The organism is Natronorubrum thiooxidans (assembly GCF_900156475.1).
Classification (GTDB): domain Archaea; phylum Halobacteriota; class Halobacteria; order Halobacteriales; family Natrialbaceae; genus Natronorubrum; species Natronorubrum thiooxidans.
The window spans coordinates 18,539-45,488 of sequence record NZ_FTNR01000007.1 but is presented as its reverse complement, the minus strand read 5'-3'; the positions used below and the strand labels follow the sequence as shown (position 1 = coordinate 45,488).

At 60.0% G+C, this 26,950-nt stretch carries 27 protein-coding genes; 11 read left to right on the top strand and 16 right to left on the bottom strand.

The window, feature by feature from the left end; all coding sequences use genetic code 11:
• Positions 1 to 10: 10 nt before the first annotated feature.
• The gene (locus BW940_RS10885; protein ID WP_076609243.1) at positions 11 to 1,477 is read right to left on the bottom strand and encodes a flippase; all 1,467 of its coding nucleotides are present in this window, start codon (positions 1,475 to 1,477) and stop codon (positions 11 to 13) included.
• 392 nt (positions 1,478 to 1,869) lie between these two features.
• Between BW940_RS10885 and BW940_RS10880 the strand changes: the two genes are divergently transcribed.
• Entirely contained in the window at positions 1,870 to 3,039 is a 1,170-nt protein-coding gene (locus BW940_RS10880) for a glycosyltransferase family 4 protein (RefSeq protein WP_076609242.1), read from the top strand.
• A gap of 342 nt (positions 3,040 to 3,381) precedes the next feature.
• Here BW940_RS10880 and BW940_RS10875 read toward each other — a convergent pair whose 3' ends face one another.
• Positions 3,382 to 3,978, bottom strand: coding sequence for a DUF7344 domain-containing protein (locus tag BW940_RS10875; RefSeq protein WP_076609241.1), 597 nt, complete (start codon positions 3,976 to 3,978; stop codon positions 3,382 to 3,384).
• Positions 3,979 to 4,729: 751 nt separating this feature from the next.
• Between BW940_RS10875 and BW940_RS10870 the strand changes: the two genes are divergently transcribed.
• A complete protein-coding gene (locus BW940_RS10870; RefSeq protein WP_076609240.1) occupies positions 4,730 to 5,680 on the top strand; it encodes a transcription initiation factor IIB in 951 nt (316 codons plus the stop codon).
• Here the strand turns inward: BW940_RS10870 and BW940_RS21805 are convergent, their stop codons facing one another.
• The 5 genes from BW940_RS21805 to BW940_RS10850 form a co-directional block, all read right to left on the bottom strand.
• Positions 5,681 to 5,857, bottom strand: a complete 177-nt coding sequence (locus tag BW940_RS21805; protein WP_173834878.1) for a hypothetical protein — start codon at positions 5,855 to 5,857, stop codon at positions 5,681 to 5,683.
• Between the two features lie 108 nt (positions 5,858 to 5,965).
• The gene (locus tag BW940_RS10865; RefSeq protein ID WP_076609239.1) at positions 5,966 to 6,673 is read right to left on the bottom strand and encodes a protein sorting system archaetidylserine decarboxylase; all 708 of its coding nucleotides are present in this window, start codon (positions 6,671 to 6,673) and stop codon (positions 5,966 to 5,968) included.
• A 78-nt stretch (positions 6,674 to 6,751) separates the two neighbouring features.
• Positions 6,752 to 8,797 (bottom strand): PAS domain-containing sensor histidine kinase, encoded by a 2,046-nt coding sequence (locus BW940_RS10860; protein WP_076609238.1) that lies wholly within the window; start codon positions 8,795 to 8,797, stop codon positions 6,752 to 6,754.
• 103 nt (positions 8,798 to 8,900) lie between these two features.
• Positions 8,901 to 11,735: a DEAD/DEAH box helicase gene (locus BW940_RS10855; RefSeq protein WP_076609237.1), complete on the bottom strand. Its 2,835-nt coding sequence runs from the start codon at positions 11,733 to 11,735 to the stop codon at positions 8,901 to 8,903.
• A 116-nt stretch (positions 11,736 to 11,851) separates the two neighbouring features.
• Positions 11,852 to 12,406, bottom strand: coding sequence for a hypothetical protein (locus BW940_RS10850; RefSeq protein WP_076609236.1), 555 nt, complete (start codon positions 12,404 to 12,406; stop codon positions 11,852 to 11,854).
• Between the two features lie 282 nt (positions 12,407 to 12,688).
• Here BW940_RS10850 and BW940_RS10845 point away from each other — a divergent pair, with 282 nt between their 5' ends.
• From BW940_RS10845 to BW940_RS10835, 3 genes are all read left to right on the top strand, one after another.
• A complete protein-coding gene (locus tag BW940_RS10845) occupies positions 12,689 to 13,588 on the top strand; it encodes a 5-oxoprolinase subunit B family protein (RefSeq protein ID WP_076609235.1) in 900 nt (299 codons plus the stop codon).
• Positions 13,585 to 14,562, top strand: a complete 978-nt coding sequence (locus tag BW940_RS10840; RefSeq protein ID WP_076609234.1) for a 5-oxoprolinase subunit C family protein — start codon at positions 13,585 to 13,587, stop codon at positions 14,560 to 14,562. The genes BW940_RS10845 and BW940_RS10840 overlap by 4 nt, the downstream gene beginning before the upstream one ends.
• Positions 14,563 to 14,644: 82 nt before the next feature.
• Entirely contained in the window at positions 14,645 to 14,887 is a 243-nt protein-coding gene (locus BW940_RS10835; RefSeq protein WP_076609233.1) for an acetyl-CoA carboxylase, read from the top strand.
• A 58-nt stretch (positions 14,888 to 14,945) separates the two neighbouring features.
• Here BW940_RS10835 and tsaA read toward each other — a convergent pair whose 3' ends face one another.
• Positions 14,946 to 15,434, bottom strand: a complete 489-nt coding sequence (gene tsaA / locus BW940_RS10830; RefSeq protein ID WP_076609232.1) for a tRNA (N6-threonylcarbamoyladenosine(37)-N6)-methyltransferase TrmO — start codon at positions 15,432 to 15,434, stop codon at positions 14,946 to 14,948.
• 234 nt (positions 15,435 to 15,668) lie between these two features.
• Here tsaA and BW940_RS10825 point away from each other — a divergent pair, with 234 nt between their 5' ends.
• A complete protein-coding gene (locus tag BW940_RS10825) occupies positions 15,669 to 16,430 on the top strand; it encodes a LamB/YcsF family protein (protein ID WP_076609231.1) in 762 nt (253 codons plus the stop codon).
• A gap of 71 nt (positions 16,431 to 16,501) precedes the next feature.
• Here BW940_RS10825 and BW940_RS10820 read toward each other — a convergent pair whose 3' ends face one another.
• Both BW940_RS10820 and BW940_RS10815 read right to left on the bottom strand, forming a co-directional pair.
• Positions 16,502 to 17,845 (bottom strand): acetyl-CoA carboxylase biotin carboxylase subunit, encoded by a 1,344-nt coding sequence (locus tag BW940_RS10820; RefSeq protein ID WP_076609230.1) that lies wholly within the window; start codon positions 17,843 to 17,845, stop codon positions 16,502 to 16,504.
• 229 nt (positions 17,846 to 18,074) lie between these two features.
• Positions 18,075 to 19,301 (bottom strand): RNA-guided endonuclease InsQ/TnpB family protein, encoded by a 1,227-nt coding sequence (locus BW940_RS10815; protein WP_076609229.1) that lies wholly within the window; start codon positions 19,299 to 19,301, stop codon positions 18,075 to 18,077.
• Between the two features lie 189 nt (positions 19,302 to 19,490).
• Here BW940_RS10815 and BW940_RS10810 point away from each other — a divergent pair, with 189 nt between their 5' ends.
• The 3 genes from BW940_RS10810 to BW940_RS10800 all read left to right on the top strand — a co-directional run bounded on the left by BW940_RS10810 (position 19,491) and on the right by BW940_RS10800 (position 21,522).
• A complete protein-coding gene (locus BW940_RS10810; protein ID WP_076609228.1) occupies positions 19,491 to 19,982 on the top strand; it encodes an Lrp/AsnC family transcriptional regulator in 492 nt (163 codons plus the stop codon).
• A 272-nt stretch (positions 19,983 to 20,254) separates the two neighbouring features.
• On the top strand, positions 20,255 to 21,211 hold the full coding sequence (locus BW940_RS10805) for a PGF-CTERM sorting domain-containing protein (protein WP_076609227.1): 957 nt from the start codon (positions 20,255 to 20,257) through the stop codon (positions 21,209 to 21,211).
• Between the two features lie 89 nt (positions 21,212 to 21,300).
• Positions 21,301 to 21,522 (top strand): hypothetical protein, encoded by a 222-nt coding sequence (locus tag BW940_RS10800; protein ID WP_076609226.1) that lies wholly within the window; start codon positions 21,301 to 21,303, stop codon positions 21,520 to 21,522.
• A gap of 60 nt (positions 21,523 to 21,582) precedes the next feature.
• Here the strand turns inward: BW940_RS10800 and BW940_RS22355 are convergent, their stop codons facing one another.
• The 6 genes from BW940_RS22355 to tnpA all read right to left on the bottom strand — a co-directional run bounded on the left by BW940_RS22355 (position 21,583) and on the right by tnpA (position 25,058).
• The gene (locus tag BW940_RS22355) at positions 21,583 to 21,711 is read right to left on the bottom strand and encodes a hypothetical protein (protein WP_268875539.1); all 129 of its coding nucleotides are present in this window, start codon (positions 21,709 to 21,711) and stop codon (positions 21,583 to 21,585) included.
• A gap of 135 nt (positions 21,712 to 21,846) precedes the next feature.
• Positions 21,847 to 22,515 (bottom strand): cytochrome c biogenesis CcdA family protein, encoded by a 669-nt coding sequence (locus BW940_RS10795; RefSeq protein WP_076609225.1) that lies wholly within the window; start codon positions 22,513 to 22,515, stop codon positions 21,847 to 21,849.
• Positions 22,512 to 23,090, bottom strand: a complete 579-nt coding sequence (locus BW940_RS10790; RefSeq protein WP_076609224.1) for a TlpA family protein disulfide reductase — start codon at positions 23,088 to 23,090, stop codon at positions 22,512 to 22,514. Before BW940_RS10790 ends, BW940_RS10795 begins: the two co-directional genes overlap by 4 nt.
• A gap of 2 nt (positions 23,091 to 23,092) precedes the next feature.
• Positions 23,093 to 23,284, bottom strand: coding sequence for a hypothetical protein (locus BW940_RS10785; protein WP_076609223.1), 192 nt, complete (start codon positions 23,282 to 23,284; stop codon positions 23,093 to 23,095).
• 152 nt (positions 23,285 to 23,436) lie between these two features.
• Positions 23,437 to 24,666 carry an RNA-guided endonuclease TnpB family protein gene (locus tag BW940_RS10780; RefSeq protein WP_076609222.1) on the bottom strand — a complete coding sequence of 410 codons (1,230 nt, stop codon included), beginning with the start codon at positions 24,664 to 24,666 and terminating at the stop codon, positions 23,437 to 23,439.
• Positions 24,666 to 25,058 carry an IS200/IS605 family transposase gene (tnpA, locus tag BW940_RS10775; protein WP_076609221.1) on the bottom strand — a complete coding sequence of 131 codons (393 nt, stop codon included), beginning with the start codon at positions 25,056 to 25,058 and terminating at the stop codon, positions 24,666 to 24,668. Before tnpA ends, BW940_RS10780 begins: the two co-directional genes overlap by 1 nt.
• Positions 25,059 to 25,291: 233 nt before the next feature.
• On the opposite strand from tnpA, the gene BW940_RS10770 reads away from it, so the two are divergent.
• Together BW940_RS10770 and BW940_RS21495 are read left to right on the top strand one after the other, a co-directional pair.
• Positions 25,292 to 26,440, top strand: coding sequence for an iron transporter (locus tag BW940_RS10770; protein ID WP_076609220.1), 1,149 nt, complete (start codon positions 25,292 to 25,294; stop codon positions 26,438 to 26,440).
• 149 nt (positions 26,441 to 26,589) lie between these two features.
• Positions 26,590 to 26,766 carry a hypothetical protein gene (locus BW940_RS21495; RefSeq protein WP_159440165.1) on the top strand — a complete coding sequence of 59 codons (177 nt, stop codon included), beginning with the start codon at positions 26,590 to 26,592 and terminating at the stop codon, positions 26,764 to 26,766.
• Positions 26,767 to 26,950 lie beyond the last annotated feature (184 nt).

Below are 26,950 nucleotides of genomic sequence, written 5' to 3'. Positions count from 1 at the left end.
AGCGAGACAGTCACGTGAGCTGTGCGATCGTCTGGCGTGGATCGATGACGCCGCTTGCTGTGACCAGAACGCCCCAGATAGCGATGCCGACCGCGATTACGCCGAACAATGCCGGAATTGACGAGGCGTACGGGACGAGAAAGAGTACTGATAGCCCCATCCCGCAGGCAATAGCCGACGTCAAGACGAGCGATCGACCGATCCGAACGAAATCCAGCGACAGTTCGCTGTGCATGACGTAGACGTTGACCAGCGTGTAGAGCCCAAACGTGAGCACTGTCGCAGCAGCTGCGCCAGTGACGCCATAGATCGGGATCAAAACGATGTTGAGACCGACGTTTGCGACCGACGTCACACCTTTCGCGTACGCCCGTGTTTTCGCCCGGCCGAGATAATCGAGTCCCTGCGTCGTGACTCCCGTGATCGCCTGGAAAACGACGTAAACCGAGAGCACTTGCAACACCGGTGCCGCACCCGCATACTCGGTGCCAAAAATAAGCGTAATAGCAGGCTCAGCCACGAGCAAGATCCCCACCGCGGCTGGAATGTACAGCAAGAACATATACTGAAGCGTCGTCTCGTAGATTCGGGCCGCACGTTCGAGCGAATCGTTCGCTTTCTCTTCGCCATAGGCCGGCGAAACCGAAAATCCGAGCGAACTGGCCGGGACGAGGACGAATTCGGTGACCTGCTTGCTCAGAACGTAGTAACTGACTGCGACCGGATTGATGAAAAACGCAACCAGAATCGTATCGATCTGCCGGTCAAGGATGTTCGCGCTGTGAGAGGCAGTCAGCGGGACGCTGTACTCGAGCATCCGGTTTCGGAGCGATTTGGTCCCACCGCCATCCGCATACCGGGTGTAGAATCGACGGTAAAGCAACACCAGCCCGGCGGCCGTTGCGAGAGCAGCGCCCAGAATGTATCCAAACAGTGCCCCAGCAACACCCAGCCCGAGCGCTGTCAGGCCGACGACGAACAGGACACGTGTAACGTTGTTGATGACCTCGAGGACGGCGCTCAGATTCACCCGGTTGAACCCCTGAAACAGCGACATATGATACGAGTACAGCGACTGGACGATCAGATAGCCGGCGGCCAACCACATCAGCGTCGAGAGTTCAGGAATCTCGAGAACGGTCGCGAGAATGTCACGCGTTGCGATGAGGACGACAGCGACAACGCCGAGCAAGAGCATCCGGTAGCGAAGCGACGTCCGCACGAGATACGGGACGACCGAGGGCTCAGTCTCCTTTTTTTCGGAGATATAGCGTGCTGCCGAGCGAGCGAGGCCGAGGTCCGCACCGAGTTGTGCGACGGCGACAATGGAGATGATCGTAAACAACAGCCCATACTGATCGTTTGTCAACAGAAAGCGGGCAAGCAACAGCAACAGGAGCCCGTTCGCGATGTTGTTGACGAGGCGAGCGCCGAGTGTTGCCTTGAACCCGTCGAGAATACGATCAGTGAGCGACATGCTCGACAACTCGTCGGTCAGCAGTTCGATTTCGAGGCAGTTCGTCGTCGGAGCGCCAGCCGTCGCCGCCGATCAGGCACCGACAACACGAGCGACTGCCGAGACTCGAGGAGAGGGCCAGTGGCGACATCGACCGCCGAATGCGTGGAGAGAGAGTCGAGCTCACTTGATCGCCGCTACTCTGAACAGCGTCATTGTAATCCCTCCCGTACATTCCGTTTTCCGTGCCATATCAATCGTTGGGCAGAAGATATCGACGAGCAGCGACTCCAGCAGTCCCGGCAGCAGGTTCGTCGGCAACGAGACTGCGTTTTCGAGGCGAACACCGATACGTGAAGAGTACTGACAGTACGAAATAGATAACAAAACAGTCGTGACACACTAGTTAGAGTATGAAAATCGGGTTCTATCACGACGCTGCTGGGACTCGCCATGCGGGTGGGGTCGCAGTCTACACCCAGCAGATGGCGGCAGCACTCAGCCGATCGAACGACGTCTACCTCTACACCCAGAACGGGGACCTGTCACCACTGCTGACCGAGTCGGACGTGACCGTGATCGAAACACCCTCGTTCGAGGACCACTGGACGCAGTCGCTCGATCCGGTGCATCCACTTGGCCCCCAAAACCGAGTCAAGCTCTTGATGACCCAGTGGGCCATCCGAAACGGCCTCATCGACCACATGAACGAGCACCTCGACATCCTCTTTACCTACCAGTTTCTGGATGACCTCCTCCTCTCGAACGTAGTCGACGTGCCGACCGTCTACACGTTCCATCGGCTCACGGGTTTCGGTCTTGGCGTCACACTTCGAGACAAGCTCTCACAGACAGAGCACCTGCTGGCAAACTCGGACGAAACCGCACAGCGAGTGACGAACGCACTCGACTCCGACGTCGAGGAACTCATTTATCCGGGCGTCGACGCTGATCGATTCCAGCCGGGAGTCGAGCCCGCGATCTCGAGTGACGATCCGATCATCCTCTTCGTCGGTCGACTCGTCGAATCAAAAGGGATCTACGACCTGCTCGAGGCAGTGTCTCGTCTCGAGGGCAAGCAGGAACTCCACGTCGTTGGTCGTGGCAGCGAGAAAGCGCAGTTACGACGTCGGGCCCGCGAACTCGGGATGTGGGAGCGAGTGGAACTCCACGGCGAAGTCCCACATCCGGAACTGCCGGCCTACCACGCCGGTGCCGACGTGTTCTGTCTGCCAAGCCACAACGAGAGTTTCGGGATGGCAAACGTCGAAGCGATGGCCTGTGAACTCCCGGTCGTGACGACGGCTCTCGAGGGGATCAAGACGTATCTGGTCAACGGTGAAAACGGGCTCCTCGCACGGGTCAACGACCCACAAGATCTGGCCGACAAGCTCACCATGGTCCTCGAGTCGCCCGAGCTCCGAGACACACTCGGCAGGCAGGCCCGCGAGGATATTCAGGCGTTTACCTGGCGCGAGCAGGCGCGACGGCTCGAGCAGTTCTGTCACGACGCAGTAGAGCGATCCGAGCCGGCAGAACCAGCACGCAGCGAGCCGGTCGAGATGGAGCTGGATACGGCCTGATACTGTCGGAAGCAACGAGCCCGTGTCGACTGTCGAGACGAGTTCGATCAAAAATGGCCCCCGCGCCTGGAACGGGAACAGATGCTGGCACGCGAACTGCTCCGGTACTGGATGACGGTCGTCGGGAGCCAGTCGTCCGTTCGGGATCCGTGAATAAAAGTCCTTCTTCGCGCATGATTAGTCTGCCTGAAACCGCCAGGTCCGGTACCGAAGCCGACGACCCGAGTCTGTAATCGGGGCTTGATACGGTCTGCCGTAACGAGGTACCGATGCAACCGCAGGGCGGTCGCGGTTGCACCAGCACTGACTGACAGGAGTCCGTGTGAGAGAGTCCCAGAACAGTCACTCGATTCGCGATAGTTTGCCGTCGACGTTTCGCTCCTGTTGGCGGTTCGTAACGGCGTGTGCAGCCGAAAGAAAGAAAAACGCGATGACGACGATGCCAGCGACACCGAGCATCGGGATCGACGACAGCGGCGGAAGGCCGAGAAAGGCCCCGGTAACGAGCGCTGCACCAACGACACTCAGCGTGGCGTACCATCGGTCCCACCGATCCTGACGATGGGTATCCGTATCGAGGTACATCATCAACAGGTCGGCGTTATCCGCAAGCGAAATCAGTCCCCGATCCTGATCGTATTCGACGATACCAGCATCGTCCATCTTCGGGAGATGAGTCTGGTAGAGGGCGACATACACTCGCTTTCGCTGATCGGAACTAAGCGCAGCGACGTCGGTATCGTTCTCCCAAGCAGCGATCTGTTCGGCGAGTTCACCGAGTGTCACCGTTTCCTCGGCCTCGAGTAAGTATGCGAGTACTTCTCGTCGGCGGCGGTTCTTCAGGAGTTCGAAAATCACGTCTTTCGACAGCCGTTGGTCTGCATCCGACTCAGCTACCGACGCGATCTCGTCCGGAAGCGAGGTATCGATCGACGACATTAGTCTTGGCCTCCAGGACCCGAAAGCCCGTTCAAGTCTGATTGTGGCGAGTTATGGGGAGCGGAACAACGGCCATACGCTCGGGTCGACGGAAGCCGCATCGTTCGTAGTCGGCAAGTCGCAATCACGATTGACACACCAAGTTGTACACCAATACTGACACTCTTAAGCACAGCCACGTTTCGCACCGGCTGCAAAGCAGGTACGGAGCGGCTTCTCAGCCACAGTAGTATCGAGGCAAAACACCGACACACCACCCATTTGATCCCCCAATCAGCAGTGGGCAGTATCAAACGCTTGTGTGTGCGTATCGGTCGCGTACATGTGAAACGGTTGGGTAGAAACTGGGGCGGGGACGAGAACCGAATTGGAGAGCGGCGACACGACACTGGTACGGAACGTTTGCTGCCTACGACATAAAGGCGAGCGACAGTTCGAGTCAGAAAGACGAATTTACCGAATGAATGTGTGATTTACGGCGTCCAATCGGCGAAACTATGCCCCCATTTCATGTGTTATGCCCACGTCCCACATGGTAGGGCGAAGATGCCACCGAGGCACTTCGTCCACAGAAGACCGATGGGACACGGTTTCGGCACGATGCAGTCGATCGCCTCAATCGGGCATGGCGACGACAGATCGCTGCCTATACTTCTCCTCTTCGAGCATCACCGACCGATCTGGTAAGTCGGGGTTTCTCGCGAAACCATGATACACCCTTACAATGCCTGCATGGATTCTCGTAGTACTGATGACGCGGTCCCTCATCGATCACACGGAGCACGAATCAGCGAAGACAGAGCACGAGCTGTGTCCGGACTGTGAAACCGAGACGATCGTACACGACCCGGACCGCGGCGAGCGAGTCTGCAAGGAGTGTGGGCTCGTCCTGACCGAAGACCCGATCGACTACGGCCCGGAGTGGCGAGCGTTCAACGCCCAAGAGCACGACGAACTTTCTCGAGTCGGTGCACCGCTCACACAGTCGATGCACGACCGAGGACTGACGACGACGATCGATTGGCGGAACAAAGACGCCAACGGACACTCGATGTCGGCCGACAAACACGGCCAACTCCATCGGCTCCGCGTCTGGCAAGAACGAATCCGAACGAAAAACGCTGGCGAGCGCAACCTCAAGTACGCCCTCTCGGAAATCGACCGGATGGTCAGCGCGCTTGGCGTCCCGAAACCCGTCAAAGAGACGGCAAGCGTCATTTACCGACAGGCACTCGAGCAAGACCTCATCCGCGGCCGCTCGATCGAAGGCGTCGCAACCAGCGCCCTCTACACCGCCTGTCGAAAGGAAGACATCCCACGCAGCCTCGAGGAAGTCACCGCCGTCTCACGGGTCGACCAGCGGGAGATCGGCCGGACCTACCGGTACATCGCCGACGAACTCGACATCAACTTAGAGCCGACGAATCCACGCCAGTTCGTCCCCCGGTTCTGTTCCGAACTCGACGTCGACAAAGACGTCGAGACGAAGGCCGTCGAGATCATCGACGAAACGACCAAGCAGGGACTCCATTCGGGGAAATCACCGACCGGGTTCGCCGCGGCGGCCATCTACGCCGCTGGCCTCATCTGTGACGAGACGATTCCCCAGCGCGCAGTCGCCGACACCGCACAGACAACCGTCGTCACCGTTCGCAATCGGTATCGCGAACAACTCGAGGCGATAGATCAAGCGCCGGCCTGATCACATGATCGATCGCTCATCGCCAGAATAAATCTCCTCATCGGCCAGTGCATGAAGGTTCGCATACGGAACGAACGCGAGGAACTCGTCGTCTTCGTCGTACAACTCGAGTCCGTTCTCCGTGTGCTCGTACCGCTCGCAGTCGATTTGGCCTTCTGGCAGGATTGCACGGAACATGCCCGCTCGAACGGTGGCCAGCCAAATATAACTGGGCGATAGTCCAGTGGTTGCTGCGAGGGCAGACACAGTACAGACTCGGACCGCTCTCGATGTGTTCTGAGACGTTTACTCGAGGCCGTCAAAATCTCTCTCAGCCGCCGGCTCGAGGACGACCGTCTCACCGGCAGTCATCGAATCCCCCGTCTCCACGGCGACGTCCTCGAGGTCCACGGTGGGCGGAAAGAGCAGGTCGACGCGACTCCCGAACGCGATGTGGCCGATTCGGTCGCCGCGAGCGAGGTCGTCGCTGCGTTCGACGTAGGGATGGATGCGCCGGGCGAACGCGCCGGCGATGAACGTGACGTCGGCGTCGCTCGAGTTCGAATCCAACGAGGCGTCGTCCGGATCTCGAGTCGCGTCCGTGGCCGGTCGCTCGACCGCAGGCAGATTCGGCGATGCCGTCTCGAGGCGGACGTGGACGCGCTCGTTTCGATCCGATTCCTTCGAGAACGCCGGCCGGTTCGCACCCGAGATGTGTTCGACGTCGGTCACCGTGGCGTCGAACGGCGCGCGGATGACGTGGACGTGCCAGACGTTCATGAAGACGCCCAGCCGAACGCGGTCGCCCTCCTCGCGGAGCACGGAGACGTTCCCGTCGGCGGGCGAGACGACACCGGTCGGCGGCGGTGTTCGGTCCGGGTCACGAAAGAAGGCGAGCGTTCCAACACTGGTCGCGAGTGCAAGGAGACTCGCAGTCACGCTAAACAGGAGCGCGAACGGTGCAGCAAGCAGGGGAAGAATGGCATACTTCCAGGCCCCCGGCGCGAATTTCATGTTCTAACACACGCGATCGGTTCGTATGGCCGTTACGATGGTGGCGAAAGCCAGACAATACACTGTTTCGGTTCGAACTCACCGGTCCCGCTGGGCGGTCTCGGCCGGTTGCAGCGTAAACGAAAACGTCGACCCCTCACCGGGTCGAGAGTCGACCCAGATCTCCCCGCCGTGGCGCTCGACGATGCGCTGACAGAGCGCGAGGCCGATCCCCGTGCCAGCGTACTCCGCGCGACTGTGGAGCCGCTGGAACACCTGAAAGATTTGTGTGGTATCCTCAGGATCGATACCGATCCCCTCGTCGTGGACCGACAGTGTCCACATCGGACCGGTTCGTTCGGCGTCGATATGGACCCGCGGTCGGTCATCGCCGCTGTACTCGAGCGCGTTCGAGAGGAGGTTCTGGAACAACTGCCGGAGTTGGCCGGCGTCACCCCGTACCTCGGGCAACGACGCGGCCGTAATCTCGGCGTCGGACTGGTCGATCATCACCTGCAGGTCGGTCAGGACGTCCTCGAGCACCGCATCGAGGTCGACGGGTTCGAGCGGCGCGCCTTTCGAGTCGATCCGAGAGTACTCGAGAAGCCCGTCGATCATATCACGCATCCGTTCAGCGCCGTCGACGGCAAACTCGATGAACTCCTTGCCGTCGGAATCGAGTTCGTCGGTGTACCGGCGCTCGAGGAGTTGGAGATAACTCGACACCATCCGCAGCGGTTCCTGCATGTCGTGGGAGGCCGCGTAGGCGAACTGTTCTAACCGCTCGTTGGAAACCTCGAGTTCGGCGACCGTGTCGTTGAGTCGGCGCTCGTACGCCTGGCGTTCGATCGCTGTCGCGATGATCGTCGCAGCGCTCTCGAGGAAGTCGACGTCGTGGTCGGCGAACTCCCGTTCGGTGGTGCCGTAGACGACGAGCACACCCGGCGAGTCGGTCGTCGGGCCGATCGGAACGCCGATGCCGCTCCTGATGCCGTGGGTGGTCAGTGCAGTCGAATCGGGCACTCGAGAATCGGTCTCGAAGGATTCGACGACGATCGGTTCGCCTGCGGCAAGCGTGGCGTCGGGCAGCGAGTCGGTACTCGAGCGCTGGATTTCAGTCTCGAGGACGGCGTCGTCACAGCCGACGTGTGAGCGAACCCGGAACGCGTCGTCGGTGCTATTCGTCTCGGCATCGTAGACGACACAGCACTCGAGATCCAGTGCCGCAGCGACCAGCTCAGTCGCGTTCTCGAGGAGGGCATCCGTATCCCGGTTCTCGAGGGCGTGTCGACCGAGGTAGGCGATCGACTCGAGCTGGGAGACCTTTGCCCTGAGCGTTTGTTCGGCCTCCTTTCGTGGTGAGATATCGCGGAACAGCCCGACGAAGTAGCGGTTGTCATCGAACCAGAACTCGTTGAGCGAGATCCCGAGCGGGATCTCGTGACCCGCCTTGTGTTGGCCCGGCAGTTCGACGTACGTCCAATTTATTGTTCGCTCGCCGGTCTCGAGATACTGCTGTAACGCGTCGATATGGGCCTGTCGAAGCCGTGGCGGGATGATCGTGACCTTGTTGGAGCCGACCAGTTCGCCGGGCGGATAGCCGAGGATGCGTTCGACGGCGGGATTGGCGTACTGGATATCGCTGTTCGTATCCAGAACGATGATCCCGTCAGGGAGCGCGTCGGCGAGCGCCTGAAACGTCCGCCCGTAGGTGAACTCGGACGACGAGACGGATTCCGTCGGCGTTGCTCGACGGTTGACGAGGCCGACGATCCGTGACTCGTCGCCGTCAGTCTCGAGGCGCTCGAGATGGATCTCGATAGACCGTCTCGTCTCCGCGCTGGTTCGGATCGACAGGTTCGTCGAGACCGGGCTCGTCGCGTCATCGGCAACGAGTGACTCGAGCGACGGGAGATCGTCCTCGACGAGCGTGGAAAACGCGGTTCCACGCAGCTCAGAGCGGCTGTACCCGGTCAACGATACGAAGGCGTCGTTGGCGTCGGTGATCGTGCCGTCCGCATGCATCCAGACGCTAGCGATACCCGCCGCTTCGAGGAGCGATCCCGTCCCGTGGTCGTGGATGCTCGACCCATCGCTGTGGTCCGTATTTCCGGCGGATGACGAGGAGGGCGGACCGGAATCCATTGCCCATGATTTGCCTGTCACCATCATAAGGACTGGGTTCACCGTGAGACGCAGTCTCATTCAGCAGAGAGAGTATCGGTCAGTTGTGACTGTCGCAGCCGCCTCAATCCCAAAACGACTGGGTTCGCGCGTACTCGCGCTCTTTCGAGAGGATATCGCGATAGAACTCGGCTTCGTCCTCCCGGAGCTTGTTGATGATCCGGGCGGCGTTGTGCGGCCCGACGCCGCGAGCAGCCATCGCGATCACGGCCTGTTTGCCGTGACTTTGGACGAGGCTCGCGCTCCGATACGCGCGTTCGGTCATCGACACCTGCTCGTCGTCTTTTTCGTCGGCGCGGACTGCCTGGACGACCTCGTCGGCCCATGGGTTCAGCGACGCGATCCGAGTGGAGCCACACTCGGGACACTCGGGCTGGTCGGCGACGCGCCTGACTTTTGTTTTGGCCTTCCACTCCGTGCAATGGGTACAGAGCAGGATGATTCGGTCGTTCTGCAGGCGTTCCTTGACCGTCTTGATCACGCTCGCATCCGCGTTTTCCGGTGCCAGAAGCTCCTTGCCGCCAGCCGAGCGGCCACCCTGTCCGACCGGCGTTCGGCCTCGATGAGTGACGAGTTCCAGTTCGCCCGATTGGAGGCGCTCGAGGACCGTACTCGCCCGATCGACGTCGAGATCCTCGTGGAACACCTCGCGGATCGCCTCGGCGTACATCGGGGTGTCCTCGAGGGCCGCCAACAGCCGCTTGCTCGAGAGTCGCCCGGAGCCGTTGTTCTGCCAGCGTTTGAGCGCGCCGAACTTGGCCGAGACCTGCGCGAGCCGAAAGGCGAGCGCGTCCGAGCGCTTGAGGCCGAGTTCGATGATCGCCTCGACGTGGTCGGGATTAGTTTCCTCGAGCACCGCCAGCACGTCGCTCGTCGCGACCGAGGTCGGTACCTCGAGTTCGATCCGGTAGGGGTCCGTCTCGAGACCCACAGACGAGCCGGCCTGCTGGCCGAGCAACGAGGAAAGCAGTCGACCGAGCGTCTCGTTTATCATATGGCCGAACGGCGCGTTCAGGACGATGGTTCGACCCTGCCGCTCGAGGACGAGTCGATCAGCCGTCGGCATCGGTGCCTCGGCCGCGACGTGGCGCTCGAGTTGCCCGCAGGCCTGCGTGAGCGTGTATTCGTCGGCCGGGTATCGATGGGCGAGTTCCCTCGAGACGGCTCCCGCGTCCGCACCAGCCGACAGCTGTGGCTCGGCGACGGACCGAATGTCGCCGACCTCACCGGCGACGGCGGCGGGGACGGGGATCTCCTGACCGGTCCAGGACGGCACCTCGCCCGCGGGGTCTTCGATCGGGCTGACCTTCACTCGCGCCTCCTCGTCGTCGATCTCGGCGATGCGCCACATCTCGCCGCGTTGGATGAACACCTCGCCGGGCTGGGCGAAGTTGACCACGAACCGTTCGTCTAACGTCCCGATCTGGGTGCTCGAGGCGATGTCGTGGACCTCGTAGGTCTCCTCGTCGGGGATCATCGAGAGATTGGCATAGACGTACTGCCAGGTACCGCCCGTGGTCTCGAGACGGTCCTCGGCCTCGTCGAACCAGACGATCCGATTGCGATGGAGTTCCGAGACGACCTCGCGAAACGTCTCCTCGGGAAGATCACGAAACGGGTACGCGCGCGTAACCGTCTCGTAGGCCTCACGGAAGGATGTCGAGCCGCGGCTCTGGACGAATCCTGGAATCTGGTTTGCGACCACGTCGAGACTTCCGTTGTGGATTGCCGTCGGTTCGACCTCACCGTCTCGAGCTCGACGGGCGATTGCCACTGCCTCGAGCGTGTCGTCGGGGCGGGTCGTGATGATGGTGCCACTCGAGACCGCGTCCTGGCGATGACCCGCACGCCCGATTCGCTGGAGCAGTCGCGTCACCTGCCGGGGACTTTTGTACTGGACCACGTGATCAACCCGACCGACGTCGATTCCCAGTTCCATCGAGGACGTACAGAGCAGGCCCTCGAGGTCGCCGGCTTTGAACCGATCTTCGACGTCGATTCGGGCCTCCTTCGAGAGCGAGCCGTGGTGGACGCCGATCGGGAGGTCGAGTTCGGTGAATCTCGAGCCAAGCGCCTCCGCTGTCTGACGCGTGTTGACGAAGATCAGTGCCGACTCGTGTTCCGCAACGAGGTCTCGGATCAATCGAACGTGGCTGGCCGTGTCGGCTTCAGTCATCAGTTCGCCCGCCAGCCGTTCGTCTGCGTCGGTGATCTCGGGTTCGCGGACGGTGACGTCGATGTTGCTTCCGACGTCGATCTCTCGGATCTCACAGGGCCGACCCCCAGTAAGGAACTGGCCGACCTCGGCCGGATCACCGACCGTCGCCGACAGGCCGATTCGCTGGATCGGCCCTGCGAGGTCCTGTAACCGCTCGAGACCGATCGCAAGCTGGGCACCACGTTTCGACGCCGCGAGTTCGTGGACCTCGTCGATCACGACATGGGAGACGTCCCGGAGACCCTCCCGCAGGCGTTCCCCGGTGAGCATCGCCTGGAGGGTTTCGGGCGTCGTCACCAGCACGTCCGGCGGGTTTTCCGCCTGCTTGCCGCGCTGGTACTGGGTCGTATCGCCGTGGCGGACGTCGACCTCGAGGTCGAGATAGTCGCCCCACCACTCGAGGCGGTCGCGCATGTCGCGGTTGAGCGCCCGCAGCGGGGTGACATAGAGCGCGCCGAATCCCTCGGGCGGGTCCTCGAGTAAGTGGTCGAAGACGGGCAACATCGCCGTCTCGGTCTTGCCGCTGCCGGTGGGGGCAATCACGAGCGTCTGTTGGCCGGCCGACAGCGGCGGAATCGCCAGTCGCTGTGGTGGCGTGGGCCTCGAGAAGCCGCGTTCGGAGAGCGCCCCACGAACCGTCGGCCCGAGGTGTGTAAACGCCGCGACGTCCCCGTCAGTCATCGGAACGCGTTAGGGACGAGCGGCGGATAAACACCACGTTCCGTGCGACTCGAGCGGCTGAGCGAGACGGCAGCCGCTGCAATCGATGCGGCGCGGCGTCGGCGGCGCTGTCGACCTCACTCCTCGTCGTCGGCGCTGTCGCTCTCGGTCTCGGTTTCGGACGCCGAGTCGGTATCGACCTCGTCGACGAGTTCCTCCGCGACGTCCTCATCGACTGTCATCTCGCCCGGTTCGGCCGGTTCCTCCTGAACGTTCGATTCCGCACGCTCGGCGATTTCGTCGGCCGAACGCTCGTCGTCAGTGTACTCAGCATTCGTCTCCGCGTCGTCGATCACGTCGTCGTCCGAGTCGATAGCTGACTCGGCATCGGGCTCAGGTTCGTCGCTCTCGGAGTCCCCGATCGGGATCGTCGCGACCTCGTCAGCTCGATCCAGTGTCTCGGTCGCAGCCTGGGTTGGGTCGTCCGGGACCGCATCCGTGGCTCGCTCCCGGATCTCGTCGACAGCGTCGTCGCTCGAGCCCAGTACTCGAGTCACGACGTAGGCGACGACCAGGGCACCGACCGCAACCAGGAGATATCTGCCGAGACGACCGTCTGAGGAGCGATCGTCCGTTGGTCCTGTACTGAACGCCGAGATCACTTCGCGATGGAGACGTGTTTGAACTCCCATTACGTGGTGTCCCACGTCAGCCCGGAAGTGAGTTTGGGGAATCCAATCTGGCGGTGACCGACCGGGTTGACAGACAGGGACTCGAGAGCGCTGACGACGACAGTTGAGGATATCGTCTCGGTTTCGAGTCAGGCACGCAACACTGTCGGTCGCACCCGGTTCGGGTATTGTATGCTATTTCCCTGCCCGCCCGGTGGTTGAATTTGATTCGAGATGTGGTGAGAATGTTACGCACGGACCAATATCTATTCATGCGTGTACTCTGAATTGTCATCGTACAGCATGGCAAGCGAGATTACACCACAGGAGCTTCCCGAGCCACGATACGAGTACGGGGCTGATGACCACGTATTCGTCGAGCTCGCGGAGGAAATGAGTTTTACTGCCAATTTTAAGGCGATGGCGATCACCCAACAGGTCGCCGAGCGCGATATCGACGGGATCATCGAGAACTGTCCGGCCAACGCCTCCTACATGCTTCGCATCGATCCCGGCGTCATCCATCCGGACGAGGTGATCGCGGAACTCAAAGAGATCGAAGCGGCGACCGACATCGAGAACTACGAGTGGGACACCCGCGTCATCGACGTGCCCGTCCTGTTCGAAGATCCGTGGACCCACGAGACACTCATGGAGTTCCGTGATCGCCACCAGGACCCGGACGGGACCGACCTCGAGTACTCGGCCCAACTCAACGGCTTTGACGACGTCGAATCCTTCCTCGATGCGTTCGTCTCGGCACCCCACATGGTCACGATGGTCGGGTTCGTCCCGGGGCTGCCGTGGTGTTTCCAGATGGTGCCTCGAGACCAGCAGCTAGAGGTACCCAAATACGTCGAGCCACGGACCGACACGCCCAGTCGCGCGGTCGGATTCGGCGGCGCGTTCTCGGTCATCTACCCGGTCCAGGGCGCTGGCGGCTACCAACTGTACGGCCGGACGCCCATCGAAGTGCTCGACGTCGACCAGCAGTTGGCCGACTTCAACGACTCGATGGTGCTCCCGAACCCCGGCGACATCCTCAACTACAGACGGATCGATCGCGAGGAGTACGACGCGATCCGTGAGGAGGTCGAGGCCGGAACGTACGAGTACACCACCGAACAGGTGACGTTCTCGACTGACGAATTCTTCGAATCGCCACTCGAGTACACCGACCAACTCACGGAGGAAATCGCATGATCACCATTCAGGAAGGCGGGATCGCGAGTACGGTACAGGACCGCGGGCGCTTTGGCCACTACCACATCGGCATGCCCCCGTCGGGAGCGATGGACAAGTACGCCCACACGGTCGCAAACTATCTCGTCGGCAACGAGGCCGACGCCGCGACGATCGAGATGACCTACCAGGGGATCACGGCGACGTTCGACGAGGATACTGTCATCGCCATCACCGGTGCTGACATGTCGCCGAGTCTCAACGGCGAGTCGATCGGGACGTGGGAAACCGTCGCCGTCGACGCTGGCGACGAACTCGAGTTGGCGTTTGCGACCGAAGGCGCACGTGCGTATCTCGCTGTCGCCGGCGGGATCGACGTCCCCGAAGTAATGGGTAGTCGCTCGACGTACACGCTCGTCGGAATCGGCGGTCACGAAGGACGGAGTCTTGAGGAGGGAGACGAACTGCCGATCGGCGAGGCCGACGACACCCCGACCGACCTGGTCGGGACGCAACTCGACGACGAGTACGTTCCGGCGTATGCTGACGAAGACACCGTCCGTGTCGTCCTCGGCCTCACGGACTACCGACTGACTGAGGAAAGCAAGGAGACGCTCTGTGAGGCCGAGTGGACGGTCTCGCCGGAAGCGGATCGCATCGGCTACAGACTCGAGGGGCCGGAGATGGAGTTCAAAGAGCGCGAACAGCCATTCGGTGCCGGGACCGACCCATCAAATGTCGTCGACCTCGGCTACCCCATCGGCTCGATCCAGATGCCCCAGAAACCGATCGTCCTCCTGCAGGATGCGGTCACGGGCGGGGGCTACGCGACCGTTGGGACCGTCATCAGTGCCGACCGCGGACTGCTCGCACAGCGACAGACGCACAAGTCGGTGTACTTCGAGGATGTCGATGTCGACGAAGCACTCGCTGCCCGCAAAGAACGCGACGAACGCCTCGAGACGATTCGAGCCGAAATCGAGTCGACGGACTGATAGCCAACAGTCCGACACGAATCCGAACAAAAGCCAAAACAAAGAAGCCGATCCAGACCGAGTTCAACACAGAACACACACCATGTCCGATAAAACAACAGTCAACTCACCGATGCCGGGCGTTTTCTATCGCCGTCCAGATCCCGAGGACCCGCCGTTTGTCGAAGCGGGAGACACCGTCGAGGAAGGCGAGACGATCGGTCTCGTCGAAGTGATGAAGAACTTCCACGATATCGAAGCCGACAGCGCAGGGACGATCAGCGAGTTCCTCGTCGACGACGAAGCCGAGATCGAAGCCGATCAAGAACTCGTCACGATCGAGTAACGATCTCGAGCGAGGCGTCAACGGTCCGAAACTGGGTGCCGGAGACAGCGCTTTGCTGTCAGCAGAATCGATCGTCAGCTCGTTTTTCGGTAACTGCCGACTGGGACGTCTCGAGCCAGCCTGCGTCGACGTCGTCCGGGGCATCGAACTGAGGAACGAACGGTTTGATGTCCAGCAGCGGTGTTCCGTCGACGACATCCACTCCGTTGACAGTTATCTCCCGATCTGTGACGGTGTCGATTTCGACGACCGAGAGGCCGATCGGATTCGGGCGCTGTGGCGCACGGGTCGCAAAGAGTCCCCGTTCAGCCTCATCCAGAAATGGCTCGACCGTCAACGAGACGTCGTCGTCGGACGCATGGAAATGATACAGCAAGATACAGTGAGAAAATTCCGCTAGGTCCTGCAATCCCGCCGCATACGACTCCGCAAGTTCGACGGTCCCCGTAGCGTCTGTGCCGGCTGATTGGATCGGCATCCCTTCGGGCGACTCGAAGGGCGTACGGATCACACCGATAGCATCGTACTCGAACTGGTCGGAGGTCATACTCAACTATCGGTTACGAAGAAAGAAAGCGGTGACTCATTCGGATGCAGTAGCCGTCCAACTGCGTGACCGCAAAGTGACGAGTTTCTCGCCTCTCGCACTCGAATTCAACAAAAAAGTTCAGTTCGAATAGCAAGGAGATCGACGGGATTTGTATGGACAATATGCAGCTTTCGTCACGGCGTTGGACAGCCTGACGGAAGTTATATGCACGATTGTGATAGAATTACACCCATGGCAACGATCGATATCAACTGCGATATGGGCGAGAGTTTCGGCAACTGGGAGATGGGCAACGACGAGGCCGTCATGCCCTACATCACGTCCGCGAACATTGCCGGCGGCTATCACGCGGGTGACCCCCACGTCATGCGCGAAACAGTCGAGTTGGCCGCCGAACACGACGTTGGCATCGGCGTTCATCCTGGCCTGCCGGACAAGATGGGGTTCGGACGCCGGAAGATCGATGCCAGCCCGGAGGAGGTACGGGATTATGTCGTCTACCAGCTCGGTGCGCTGACGGCGTTTGCACGCCGCCACGGGGCAACCGTCCAGCACGTCAAACCGCACGGAGCGATGTACTCGATGCTCTCGGAGAGCCCCGACCACGCCCGTGCGGTCATGGAAGGCATGCTCGAGGTCGACGACGACCTCATCTACCTAGCGACCGATATGAATATCTACGAGGTCGCACAGGACGTCGACGGCCTCCGAGCCGTCTTCGAGGGCTACGTCGATCTGGACTACCGAGCCGATCGCTCCCTGATCGTCGAACAGACGCTCGAGGATCGCGATCCCGAACTCGTCGCCGATCGGTTCGTTTCGATCGCCACCGACGGCGTCGTCGAGGCAGCAAACGGGGAGGAGATCTCGATTCCCGCGGACAGTATCTGTATCCACGGCGACAATCCAAACGCCGTCGCGGTGCTCGAGGCGATTCACGACCGACTCGAGGACACTGATATCGAACTCGCGTCGCTGCCCGAAGTCGTCTGAGACGGTCTAACTGCACACCGACAGTGAACGCAAAATTGGACCGAGACGGGCGAGAAACTCCGAACGGAAAGTTACTCGGCGAGCAGGTCGTTCTCGACGTACGTTGTCGTGTGTTCGTTCGCGACGAATCCCTCGTCCTCGAGCAACAGCTGGTGGAACGGGATCGTCGTCGGCACGCCCTCGATACTGGTCTCCTCGAGTGCGCGTTTGCCGCGGGCGATCGCTTCGGCTCGGTCCTCGCCGGTGACAACCAGTTTCGCAAACATCGAGTCGTAGAAGGGCGCGATCGAATCACCCTCATCGACGCCGTCGTCGACGCGAACGCCGATCCCGCGTGCCGGCCGATACGTCGACAGCGTGCCGGGCAGCGGAATAAAGTCGTTGTCGGGATCCTCGGCGTTGACCCGGAACTCGATCGCCGCGCCGCGCGGTTCGATATCGTCCTGCGAGAAGGCGAGTTCCTCGCCGGCAGCGACGCGAAGCTGCCACTTGACCAGATCGATCCCGGTGAGTTCCTCGGTAACAGTGTGTTCGACCTGAATTCGGGCGTTGACCTCGATGAAGTAGAACTCGCCGCCCTCATAGAGGAACTCGACTGTCCCGGCGTTGACGTAGTCCGCCGAGGCAGCCCCCCGGCACGCCGCCGCACAGAGTTCCTCGCGGGTTTCCTCGTCTAACACCGGCGAGGGCGACTCCTCTACGAGTTTCTGCTGGCGTCGCTGAATGCTGCAATCGCGCTCACCGAGATGGCGGATGTTGCCGTGGTCGTCGCCGATGATCTGGACTTCGATGTGCCGTGGATCCTCGAGGAACCGCTCGAGGTAGACGCTGGGGTTGTCGAAGTAGGCCTCGCCCTCGCGGATTGCCTCCTGCAGTTTCGATTCGATCTGGGAGGGGTCGTGGGCGATCTTGAGGCCACGACCACCGCCGCCGCCGTCGGCTTTGATCGCGATCGGATAGCCGTGTTCCTCGCCGAAGGCCTCGACTTCAGCCGCCGACGTTACCGGTTCGGTCGTACCGGGAACGATCGGGACATCCGCTGCCTGCATGATTTTGCGGGCTTTGGTCTTCTCGCCGAAGTCAGCCATCACGTCACTCGGTGGGCCGATCCACTCGAACTCGCTGTTTTCGACGTTGGCGGCGAACGATTCGTTCTCGGCGAGAAAGCCGTATCCCGGATGGATCGCGTCGACGTCACCCGCGCGCGCAGCCTCGAGGAGCGCGTTCTGATCGAGATAGCTCGCTTTTGCTTTCGAGCTGCCGATGTGGTAGGCGTCGTCGGCCAGTCGAACGTGTTTGGCGTCTTCGTCCGCATCACTGTAGACTGCCACCGCTTCGATACCGAGTTCCGTGCATGCCTGGATGATTCGAACGGCGATCTCGTCGCGGTTCGCGATCAGCACCCTTTCGAACACAATACCGTGTGATGGGAACTATTGGCAAATAAGTCTAACTTATCAGATGCTGTTGAACATAATTCATATAGAACCGTGATTGTCAGATCGAGGTGATGAATATTTGTCCCGAAATCGCCCACCAGACTCGGTTGACGTTCGGATATCAACACCCATGACCGCAGGGGTCGGGGCTCGTCAGTCAACTGCCTCGGGGTCAAGCCCCGAGGCTTGTCAGTGGACTCCCGCTCTAACTGCGTAAGGCAGTAGGTCGAAATCGACCGTTCGCGTTCAACGTCCCTGACTTCAGAGCCAGTTGACTTGTGGCTCGTTCAGCACCAGACTTGAGCCAGTGCTGAACAAGACGCCACCCGATATTCCGAGCGGCGTTATAATCGCTATGCAGTTCCTTTCCGCATTTCACACACTCAAACTCGTCACCGTCACGGTTATTCTCGTGCGTGAATCCACATTCGCCGTGACTACACCGCTGACTCGTGTACGCCGGAGCCACATCATCTACGTCGATACCGTACTCTTCGGCTTTGTATTCGACGTGCCGTTGGAGTTCACGGAACGCCCACTGCTGGAACTTCGAGGCGTTCGAGATACGTTTCCGAATGTGTTTCAGGTTCTCGAACGCAATCGCCGTGCAATCGTTCTCCACGGCTTCTCGAACGATTTCGCTGGAGATGCGATGGAGGGAGTCGGCGCTCCATCGAGCGAATCGGCTGCCGATGCTCTTGATAGTGAGGTGGGCCGAGCGAGTGCCTGTCTGTTGCAGATTGCCGCGCCGACGCTCATACTCGTTTCGACGGTGATTGAGGGAGTCTGCGTTACCGAGGAACGCTCCCGTACTGGTGACAGCGACGTACCCATCCACGTTTAAATCAACACCGAGAACCACTCCGTTCTCGGATTCTTCGTCGATAGAATCAGCGGGTTCGACTTCTTTCTTCACGGCTACATGGAGGTAGTACGTGCCATCGCGCTTGTGGAGTGTTGCTTCGGCTTTCTCCCACTCATCCGTCCAGTAGTCCTCGAACGGCGTGCCGTCCTCGTTGACGGGTGTGACGTATTCTGCGGTCACGCGGTCGTCCACAGTAGCGAGGGAGACGTGGTCGTCGTTGTACGTGATGGTGCGACCGTTGTACACAACGACTGTGCCTTTGAACTCGGGCTTGCTGGCTTTCTCGCCATCGAACTTGCGGTCTTTGCAGTTTGAGAGGGCGTCAGTTGCGAGGTTGCGGGCACTTTGAACGAGACTGGATTGCAGGGAGAGTTTCTCACGAACGTCAGAATACGTTTCCTCATGGAGTGTATTCTTCGTGTCTGTGATTCCGTAGGGGTTGTCGTCCCATCCGTGGTCAGCAACGTGTTGCGCCGCTTGTCGGAACTGCTCGAACGTCTCATCGAGGACTTCGTAGTCCTCTTCGGACACGTCGAGTTTGACTTGGATATTCCGAACAACCTCCATACTTCATTAGTATATGTAGAGATACTTAAAAATTATATATTGGATTTGGAGTCGGCTATGCTATCGGACGTGGTTTGTGGAGAAGAGTGTCGGCGTCCTCCCCGAGGTCAAGCCTCGGGGTATCCGCCTTGAATTTTCGATAACTGTTCATTCGAATGGTGTTTACCCAGCCACAACCTTGTATGGAATATGGACGAGCGCAGCATTCGCATTCTCCAGGCGATCGCGACACTCGGCACGGGGAGCCCAGACGAAATTGCAGCGTACACCGATATCCCGAAATCGACGGTCCACTATCGGATCACGAAGCTCAAAGAAGAGGGAATCGTCCTGGACGATCTGTTCGATATCGACCTCGAGAAACTCGGCCTCGAGATCACGGTTATTACGGAAGTCATCGCGGAGTACGACGAGCAGTACCATACACAGGTCGGGGACAAACTCGCCGAGATCGAAGGCGTCAACCAGGTTTATTTCACGATGGGAGAGACCGACTTCGTCGTGATCGCACACCTCGCAGACCGTGAAATGGTCCACCGGCTCATCAGCGACTACGAGAGCATCAGCGAAGTCGTCCGAACGAGTTCGCAGTTCGTCGTCGAGACAGTAAAGGACGAACCCCATCCGCTCAACGACTTCGAGTTGGAGACGCTGGTCGAGACCACAATGGACCTCGACTGATCGCGACTGACAGTGCTGCCGACGATCCTCAAGTGTCGACACGACAGTCTCTGGTTCGTAGGCACTGGATAATAGTCTCTAATAGCGTATTACGTCCTGTTAGATGATTCATATATACAACCAATCGCATGACAGTCACGATTGATGATACAGCGACCATCGCGGGTACAACAGCACGTGTCCTCGAGACACCGGCCGAATGATCATCTTGAGCGATACGATGTCGGGTATGAACGATCGAAGACGAATCAAACACGAGGAGGTGACTAGCCATGGTCCGGTCGCGAACACTCGTCACAACTGGCCTGTTCGTCGTGTTCTGTATCGGACTGGTCGGGGTCGCTGCGGTCGGTGGCGCAAGCGACGATCCGGCGACGAATCCGGCCCTCACGCCCCCCGATTCGGACACCGAACTGAACGTCTCCGAAGACGCATATGTCGAAGCGGCACCGGGCCCGGACGACGAGTACTACGAAGCCAGTGACGGCAACTGGGTCAGTTACGTCAACCCGCGCGATGAGTACCGAGAACCGTATCTCGGTGAGGGGTCCGCGAAGATCTGTGTCACACTCCTCAACGAGGCGGGTGATCCCATCGTCGGTGAGACCGTCCCGAACACGACGGTGACACTCCCGACCGGTGAGTCGACGTCGTGGCACAGCCACGCCGATCCAATGACCGTCACCTACCCGCTGACCGACAACTACGAACGGCCACTCGATGCCGACCAGTTCGGAACGACCGACGACCTTCCACAGGGAAGCGGCTACATGGATAGTCACTGCATCGAACTGCACGGTCTGCCCGAGGACGGAACCGTCGAGTACGGCGAAATCCAGATCGAGGGCGAACACGCCGACAAAATCGAGACCGTCGGCTACATCCAACAGGCACACGACACGTGGGACACCGACACCGATCCGATCGAGGCCGCCGAGCCGTACGCGGACGCCGGTGGCGGCTGGACCTACTACCCCGGCGGCTCACACGGACAGGTCGTCGCCGTCCTCCAACTCGATAGCGAGGTGACCGGCGCCGACGGCGAACCCGTCTCCGACGACGAGAACTCGAGTGACGACGACGGCGAGCACACCGAACCCGAAACGACGGGCGAGACGAACGACGATGACACTGACACCGACGACGAAGTCCCCGGATTCGGCGTCGTCACTGCGATTCTCGCGCTGGCACTCGCTGCACTCGTCAGTTCCCGTCGCTGGGCTCGCTGACGGACCCCAACGCGCTCGGCTACCGTTCACCGAGTACGGATCGAGTCCGATCAGTGGGATTTTCACCATCCGCTCGAGAGTGCTCACCAATGACAGCCGGAACCGAGTCGGACGATCCCAGAGTCCCGATCGTCTGCGCCGACTGCGAAACGACATCGCGTGTGTCACTCGATGCTGTGGCTGACGCGATCGAACGACACAACGAACAGCTCCACGACGGCGACGACATCGCCATGGTCGACCCCGATATCGCCGACCAGATCGCAGATCTCGTCGCGACCGATCTCGGGCTGCTCGAAGATCCGGAGTAGGCTGACCCCGACCCGCTTCGCAGGACCACGGGCTGTGCGTCGGGAGGCCGGTAGGCGTACTTACCGCCGCAGATACGAGCGAAGCCGCTCGAGCAGTGACGAGTCGTCGCTCGAGTCACCGCGTTTGGTCACGAGTCCGTCGTCGTCCGGTGAGTCCTCCAGTCGGACGTCGGGTCGTTTCGAGTCCATCGATAGTGGGACAACGGGGAGCAAAACAAGTGATCGCCTTGTGAACGAAAGCCGACGTGGAGTCCGAGACGGTGCTGTGGTGTATGAACCGCCTCGGGTTCAAGCCCTGAGGCTTCTATTTTTCCGCAAATAAACTCAGAGGACGTCGAGGATAACGATGGAGAGATACAGCTGTCCGAGCCCGGCGACGATCATGATCGCACCCGCGATTCGCTTGAGCGTTCCGCTGTGTGCTGCCAGCCGACCAGCACTGGCAATGAGGCCCATCCCCGTCGCGACGGTCAGCGAGACCATCAGCAACACGATGCTGCCGACGTAGGTTCCGATGACGAGTGCTGCCGACAACGGCGGCAGGGAGAGTGCCTGTGCAATCACGGCGATGAACAGGGGTGCAACACACCCCGCAGCCGCCAGCGCGTAGCCGGCCCCGAAGATACCGAACCCGAGGACGCTCGAGCGACGTTTCGGGAGCGTGATCGACAGCGATGGGGCCCGATCGAACACGATCAAGAGACCGAAGACGACCAGCAGCGCACCGACGATCGGCTCAAACAGCGTGATGTTCGACAGCGTGGAGTGGCCGATCTGATAGGCCGCGACCAACAACACTCCAAGCGTCACGAGTGCGCCGGTTCCGGCGATCAAGCCGCGGCTTAGCGCACCCGACAGGGATGCGTCCTCGCCTTCGGTCTGACTGACGTAGAAGCCGACGTACCCCGGCAAGAGCGGATACGCACACGGCGAGAAGAACGTCGCAACGCCCGCCCCCAACGCGAACGCGAGCGGCAGCGAGCCGTCGATCATAACAGCCCGTCACCGTCGTCGGCCTCGAGTGCCTGTTCGATCCCGTTGACCAGTTCGTCCGCGGTTTTGACGCCGGAGTCGGACCACTGAACGCGGCCCGAGGCATCGATTGCGACGGCCGTCGGAAGGCCATCGAGATAGCGCGCCGACAACTCTGCTGTCGGATCCAGCCCGACGGTCCAGTTGCCGTCGTGTTCCGCCCACCAGTCGGCGAGATCAGCCGTGGGAGATGCACCGTCATCGCCGAAATTCTCATTGGTGACGGAATAGAACAGCACCTCGTCACCAATTCGTTCGTTGGCCTCGGCGAGCGCCGGCATCTGATCGATACACGGCCCACACCACGTGGCGAAGAAATCGACGAACGTTGCCTGTTCGGGATCCGGGACCTGTATCGTCCCGGCCTCGCTTCCCGGCGCGTCGATCGTCTCGATCTCGAGTGGCTCATATGGTCCGTCTTCACCACCGCCGTCACGCAGGGACTCAGGAGACGGAACGCCGTACACGGCGACTGCACCAGCACCAGCGACGACGCCAACACTGCCGACTCCGGCGAGAAAGTCCCGTCGGCGCATCGTTATGCCACCCCAATGACGACCCTGAGATCCTCGACAGCCGTCTCAAGGCCGCCCTCCTGTTCGGCGTCCGGAAGACGATCGTCCGGCGGTGGAAGAATCGTTCGGCTGTCGCCACTCTCGCGGTCGAGACTGTCGAGACAGCCAGCAACACCGGCGACCCCAAGCGAGTGAAGATCTGTCCGCCGTTTCATACGCGATATGTAGGAGTGGGCGATAAAATGTCCGTTGGTTCGGCCACCGAAGAGGAGTTCAATTATCAATCACGATCACCTAGTGACATCCTCCTCGCCGTAAACGGCGAGGCTTCCCACGCAGTAGGAATACCGGGTTTGCCGGTAAGGTTTTAAGACTCATACGCTCCAAGCGTCATTTGCGTAGGTACGCTCGGCTTGGGTGATCTTACGGCGGTGTCACTACCACTCCCATCCCGAGGCGAGTCATTGCGTTCCGGTTTCCAAGGAACGCTCTCTCCCCACGGATCAACCCGCTTAGCGATGCTTGCTGCTGCACTGATATCTGCCTGAAACGTCGAGACGTGACAATCATCGTTCGTACATCGGAGTTCCGCTTGTGTACTTCGCTTTCCGATGTGTCCGCACTCGTGGCACGTCTGCGACGTGTAGGCTGGATTCACGTATTTGATTGGGATACCGGCGTCTCTCGCTTTGTCCTCAACACGACCCTGAAGCCGTGCAAAGGCCCATGCGTGAAGTCGCCGGTTCATGTACTTCCCGTAGTCTAAGTTCTCACGGATGTACGTCAGATCCTCCATCACCATCACCGGGTTCTCGAAGGTGCCAGCGTATTCGACGACCTCACAGCTGGCCTTCTCGAGGATATCCGTGAGTACGTTCTGGTAGTAGTCGAACCGTTCGTCAATGCGCCATTCAGCATCGCGTTCCTGTAGTCGCTGAAGCGTGGTCGACATTTCCTTTCGGAGGTGTTTCGCACGCTTGCCACTCCAGAGAACGGGTCTTGTCGGTGTACCGTGCTTAAGGCCACAGGCCGTAATCAGCGCAGTCTCACCGATATCAAGCCCGACTGGTGTGGTGTCACCGTTTGTCGTCGGTTCCTCGATTGGGTACTCGACGGTGACGTGAAGTACCCAGTTCTTCCGGTGGCGCTGAAGTCGAATCTGTCCGGCCTTCGCGTCCCCGTTGAGGAGATCGTGCCAAAGTGATTCTTGCTCCGGATTGATTCGGAGCGGAATCCAGAAGTTCGTTCCGCGCCCCGGTCGCGGTGCCCACCACGTGAACTCGTGCTCACGTTCGCTTGAGTGATCGAACTTTGCAGCTTGGTTCGTCAGACGGAGCGGGTGTTCGTCGTCAATCTCTCGAGCGTTGTACGTCGTTCGGAGCTTCTTGACGTAGCTACAGAGCGCAGCCTTCGCTTGGTACGGAAGGTCAAACGGCGTCACTACTTCGGAGACACCGCCCATCGTATCCGCGCCAGAGTCGAACGCATCTTGCAGTGCCTCACGATAAGTCTCGAGCGTGTCCTGAAGCTTCTCCTCTTTGTGGGCTGTCGGCGGGGCAAGAGTCGCCTCGAGCGTCTTGTTTGCCGTACCAGACATCACTGATCCTCCACGTAGTCCATGAGGACGTCGATGCTCACTTGCCCGGTGCTGGCGAGGAAATACCCCGGTTGCCAGAACGAACCTTCGAGTGTCTGTTTCACTTCGGGATACTCACTGCGAACCTTCCGCGACGTGACGCCCTTCAGCGAGTTGATGAACTTCGTCATGTCGGTGGTCGGTTTCGCAGTGAACAGGATGTGAACGTGGTCAGCCCCACCGTTCACGTTCTGAATCTCAACCCCGAAGTCCTCCGAGAGTTCGTTCGCAATCTCACCGATACGTTCCGCGATTTCTTCGGTGAGGATGGTCGAACGGTACTTCGTGACGGTCACAAAGTGATATTGGAGCGCGTAGACTGTGTGCGACCCTTTTTGAAGGTTGTACTTCATTTGGCCTCACCTGATACAATGAGGCCAATTGTATTAAACGTTGTTTCGTGGGGTATTCAGTCGGTTGTAGTTCGTGGATTGCGTAGTCGACCGACGCGATTCACGCCCGCCGTGAACGGCAGGATTCTCTCGCTGTTTAAAGATAGTCGGTGCGGAGAATCACCGGCTACTTGGAAGTCATTCGATCGTTGAACCAACAGGCGTTTTGTCACCGCCTCCCCTACTCGAGTATAATGAATCGTCGGGGTTTCTTGCACGGAACAGCTGTCGTCGGCAGTATCGGCGTCGCTGGCTGTCTCGATCGCCTCGGCTTCGACGAACAGTCCGCCTGGTCGAACCCACCGCTCGTCGAGAATCGACCGGATGCCGTCTATCTCCCTGCAGGCAGCGAGGAGATGAACACCTATGGACAAGCAATCGATGGCGAGTATGCCGTCGAACTGAGCTATACGTTCCCCCACCGCTTCTGGCTCGTCGCCGGCGACACGGAGCAGGTCGACGTCGACGTCGACGACAGTATGCACCTCATGATAACCGCCTGGGACGTCGAGACGGACACCGTCCTTCCGGTGAACGTCGGACTCGAACTCCTCCACGACGGCAACTCGGTCGGCGGGCGGCTCTCACCCTGGCCGATGCTCTCCCAGCGGATGGGATTTCACTACGGCGACAACATCCAACTTCCGGAAGAAGGGGAGTACACGGCTCGCATCCGGATCGGCCCGCTCGAGACCGAGCGAAGCGGGACCTTCGAACACCGATTCGAAAGCGCGACAACGCTCGAAATAGACTTCGAGTTCGAGCGATCGGACATTCACAACCTCGAGTACGAGGAAGTCAACGACGACCGTCGCGGCAGTCGTGATGCACTATCACTGATGGATCACAGCGAGCATGGTGATCACGGGACCGAACACGGCGACGCACACGATCACGGAGGGATCAACAGTCCAGATAGTTTCAACGGACCCGGCTATCCCCCCACGTCGAGTGGGCAACCAGTCGAAGAGTTACCCGGTAAACTGTTGGGTACCGAACAAAGCGCCGACGCTGAAATCTCCGCACTAGTCAGTGAGAAGGATCGAGTAACCGACGACGGGTCGTATCTTGTCGTTTGTAAACGAACCCCGTACAACGATGTCATCCTTCCGCTTGCGAGACTGAGCGTGACGGTCGAGCGCGCCGGATCGGTCGTCCTCGAGCCTGAGTCGCTGACCGAGACGCTCGATCACGAATTCGGCCACCACTACGGACTCGAAGTCGACAACCTCGAGTCAGGCGACGAAATAACGGTTTCCGTCGACGCTCCACCACAGGTATCACGACACGACGGTTACGAGACGGCATTTTTCGAGTTCGAAGATGTAACATACATCGTGTGAGACGGTGTGCTATCCCTGGTTTTCGGCGCGACCGCAATCGAGTTCGCGGTCGCGCCGGACCAGACTGCCAGTAGTCTGTCTGAGAAATCTTCCCGAAACCGATCGTACGGTTGGGATAACTATTGGAGTGAGTCGAATACGCCCAAGGTATGGCTCAGTCAGACCCAGCAGAGGTGCATATCGGGTGCCCGGAGTGTGAGACGTCGATCAACGCGTCCGTTCCACCGGGGCCAGGGATCGACGAAGAGAGTCATGCCAACCGACTACAGGGGAGTGAAACGGCGTGTCGGAACTGTGGACACGAACTCGAACTCTACTACTACTAAGTGACATCCTCCTCGCCGTAAACAGTAGATCCTCGCCGTAAACAGTAGATCCTCGCCGTAAACAGTAGATGCCGACTGATACTCGGCTACTGACTCGCGTTCGAGTCAGAACCAACTACCCGTAGATCAGTATCGACTACCGGGTTCAGCTGCTGGCCGGGTGTACACAGCAGGTCCGACGAGC

Excerpts from the sequence above, each read along its gene's own strand:
- BW940_RS10885 (WP_076609243.1), bottom strand. The coding sequence starts at position 1,477 with ATGTCGCTCACTGATCGTATTCTCGACGGGTTCAAGGCAACACTCGGC.
- BW940_RS10880 (WP_076609242.1), top strand. The coding sequence starts at position 1,870 with ATGAAAATCGGGTTCTATCACGACGCTGCTGGGACTCGCCATGCGGGT.
- BW940_RS10875 (WP_076609241.1), bottom strand. The coding sequence starts at position 3,978 with ATGTCGTCGATCGATACCTCGCTTCCGGACGAGATCGCGTCGGTAGCT.
- BW940_RS10870 (WP_076609240.1), top strand. The coding sequence starts at position 4,730 with ATGACGCGGTCCCTCATCGATCACACGGAGCACGAATCAGCGAAGACA.
- BW940_RS21805 (WP_173834878.1), bottom strand. The coding sequence starts at position 5,857 with ATGTTCCGTGCAATCCTGCCAGAAGGCCAAATCGACTGCGAGCGGTAC.
- BW940_RS10865 (WP_076609239.1), bottom strand. The coding sequence starts at position 6,673 with ATGAAATTCGCGCCGGGGGCCTGGAAGTATGCCATTCTTCCCCTGCTT.
- BW940_RS10860 (WP_076609238.1), bottom strand. The coding sequence starts at position 8,797 with ATGGATTCCGGTCCGCCCTCCTCGTCATCCGCCGGAAATACGGACCAC.
- BW940_RS10855 (WP_076609237.1), bottom strand. The coding sequence starts at position 11,735 with ATGACTGACGGGGACGTCGCGGCGTTTACACACCTCGGGCCGACGGTT.
- BW940_RS10850 (WP_076609236.1), bottom strand. The coding sequence starts at position 12,406 with ATGGGAGTTCAAACACGTCTCCATCGCGAAGTGATCTCGGCGTTCAGT.
- BW940_RS10845 (WP_076609235.1), top strand. The coding sequence starts at position 12,689 with ATGGCAAGCGAGATTACACCACAGGAGCTTCCCGAGCCACGATACGAG.
- BW940_RS10840 (WP_076609234.1), top strand. The coding sequence starts at position 13,585 with ATGATCACCATTCAGGAAGGCGGGATCGCGAGTACGGTACAGGACCGC.
- BW940_RS10835 (WP_076609233.1), top strand. The coding sequence starts at position 14,645 with ATGTCCGATAAAACAACAGTCAACTCACCGATGCCGGGCGTTTTCTAT.
- tsaA (WP_076609232.1), bottom strand. The coding sequence starts at position 15,434 with ATGACCTCCGACCAGTTCGAGTACGATGCTATCGGTGTGATCCGTACG.
- BW940_RS10825 (WP_076609231.1), top strand. The coding sequence starts at position 15,669 with ATGGCAACGATCGATATCAACTGCGATATGGGCGAGAGTTTCGGCAAC.
- BW940_RS10815 (WP_076609229.1), bottom strand. The coding sequence starts at position 19,301 with ATGGAGGTTGTTCGGAATATCCAAGTCAAACTCGACGTGTCCGAAGAG.
- BW940_RS10810 (WP_076609228.1), top strand. The coding sequence starts at position 19,491 with ATGGACGAGCGCAGCATTCGCATTCTCCAGGCGATCGCGACACTCGGC.
- BW940_RS10805 (WP_076609227.1), top strand. The coding sequence starts at position 20,255 with ATGGTCCGGTCGCGAACACTCGTCACAACTGGCCTGTTCGTCGTGTTC.
- BW940_RS10800 (WP_076609226.1), top strand. The coding sequence starts at position 21,301 with ATGACAGCCGGAACCGAGTCGGACGATCCCAGAGTCCCGATCGTCTGC.
- BW940_RS22355 (WP_268875539.1), bottom strand. The coding sequence starts at position 21,711 with ATGGACTCGAAACGACCCGACGTCCGACTGGAGGACTCACCGGACGAC.
- BW940_RS10795 (WP_076609225.1), bottom strand. The coding sequence starts at position 22,515 with ATGATCGACGGCTCGCTGCCGCTCGCGTTCGCGTTGGGGGCGGGCGTT.
- BW940_RS10790 (WP_076609224.1), bottom strand. The coding sequence starts at position 23,090 with ATGCGCCGACGGGACTTTCTCGCCGGAGTCGGCAGTGTTGGCGTCGTC.
- BW940_RS10785 (WP_076609223.1), bottom strand. The coding sequence starts at position 23,284 with ATGAAACGGCGGACAGATCTTCACTCGCTTGGGGTCGCCGGTGTTGCT.
- BW940_RS10780 (WP_076609222.1), bottom strand. The coding sequence starts at position 24,666 with ATGTCTGGTACGGCAAACAAGACGCTCGAGGCGACTCTTGCCCCGCCG.
- tnpA (WP_076609221.1), bottom strand. The coding sequence starts at position 25,058 with ATGAAGTACAACCTTCAAAAAGGGTCGCACACAGTCTACGCGCTCCAA.
- BW940_RS10770 (WP_076609220.1), top strand. The coding sequence starts at position 25,292 with ATGAATCGTCGGGGTTTCTTGCACGGAACAGCTGTCGTCGGCAGTATC.
- BW940_RS21495 (WP_159440165.1), top strand. The coding sequence starts at position 26,590 with ATGGCTCAGTCAGACCCAGCAGAGGTGCATATCGGGTGCCCGGAGTGT.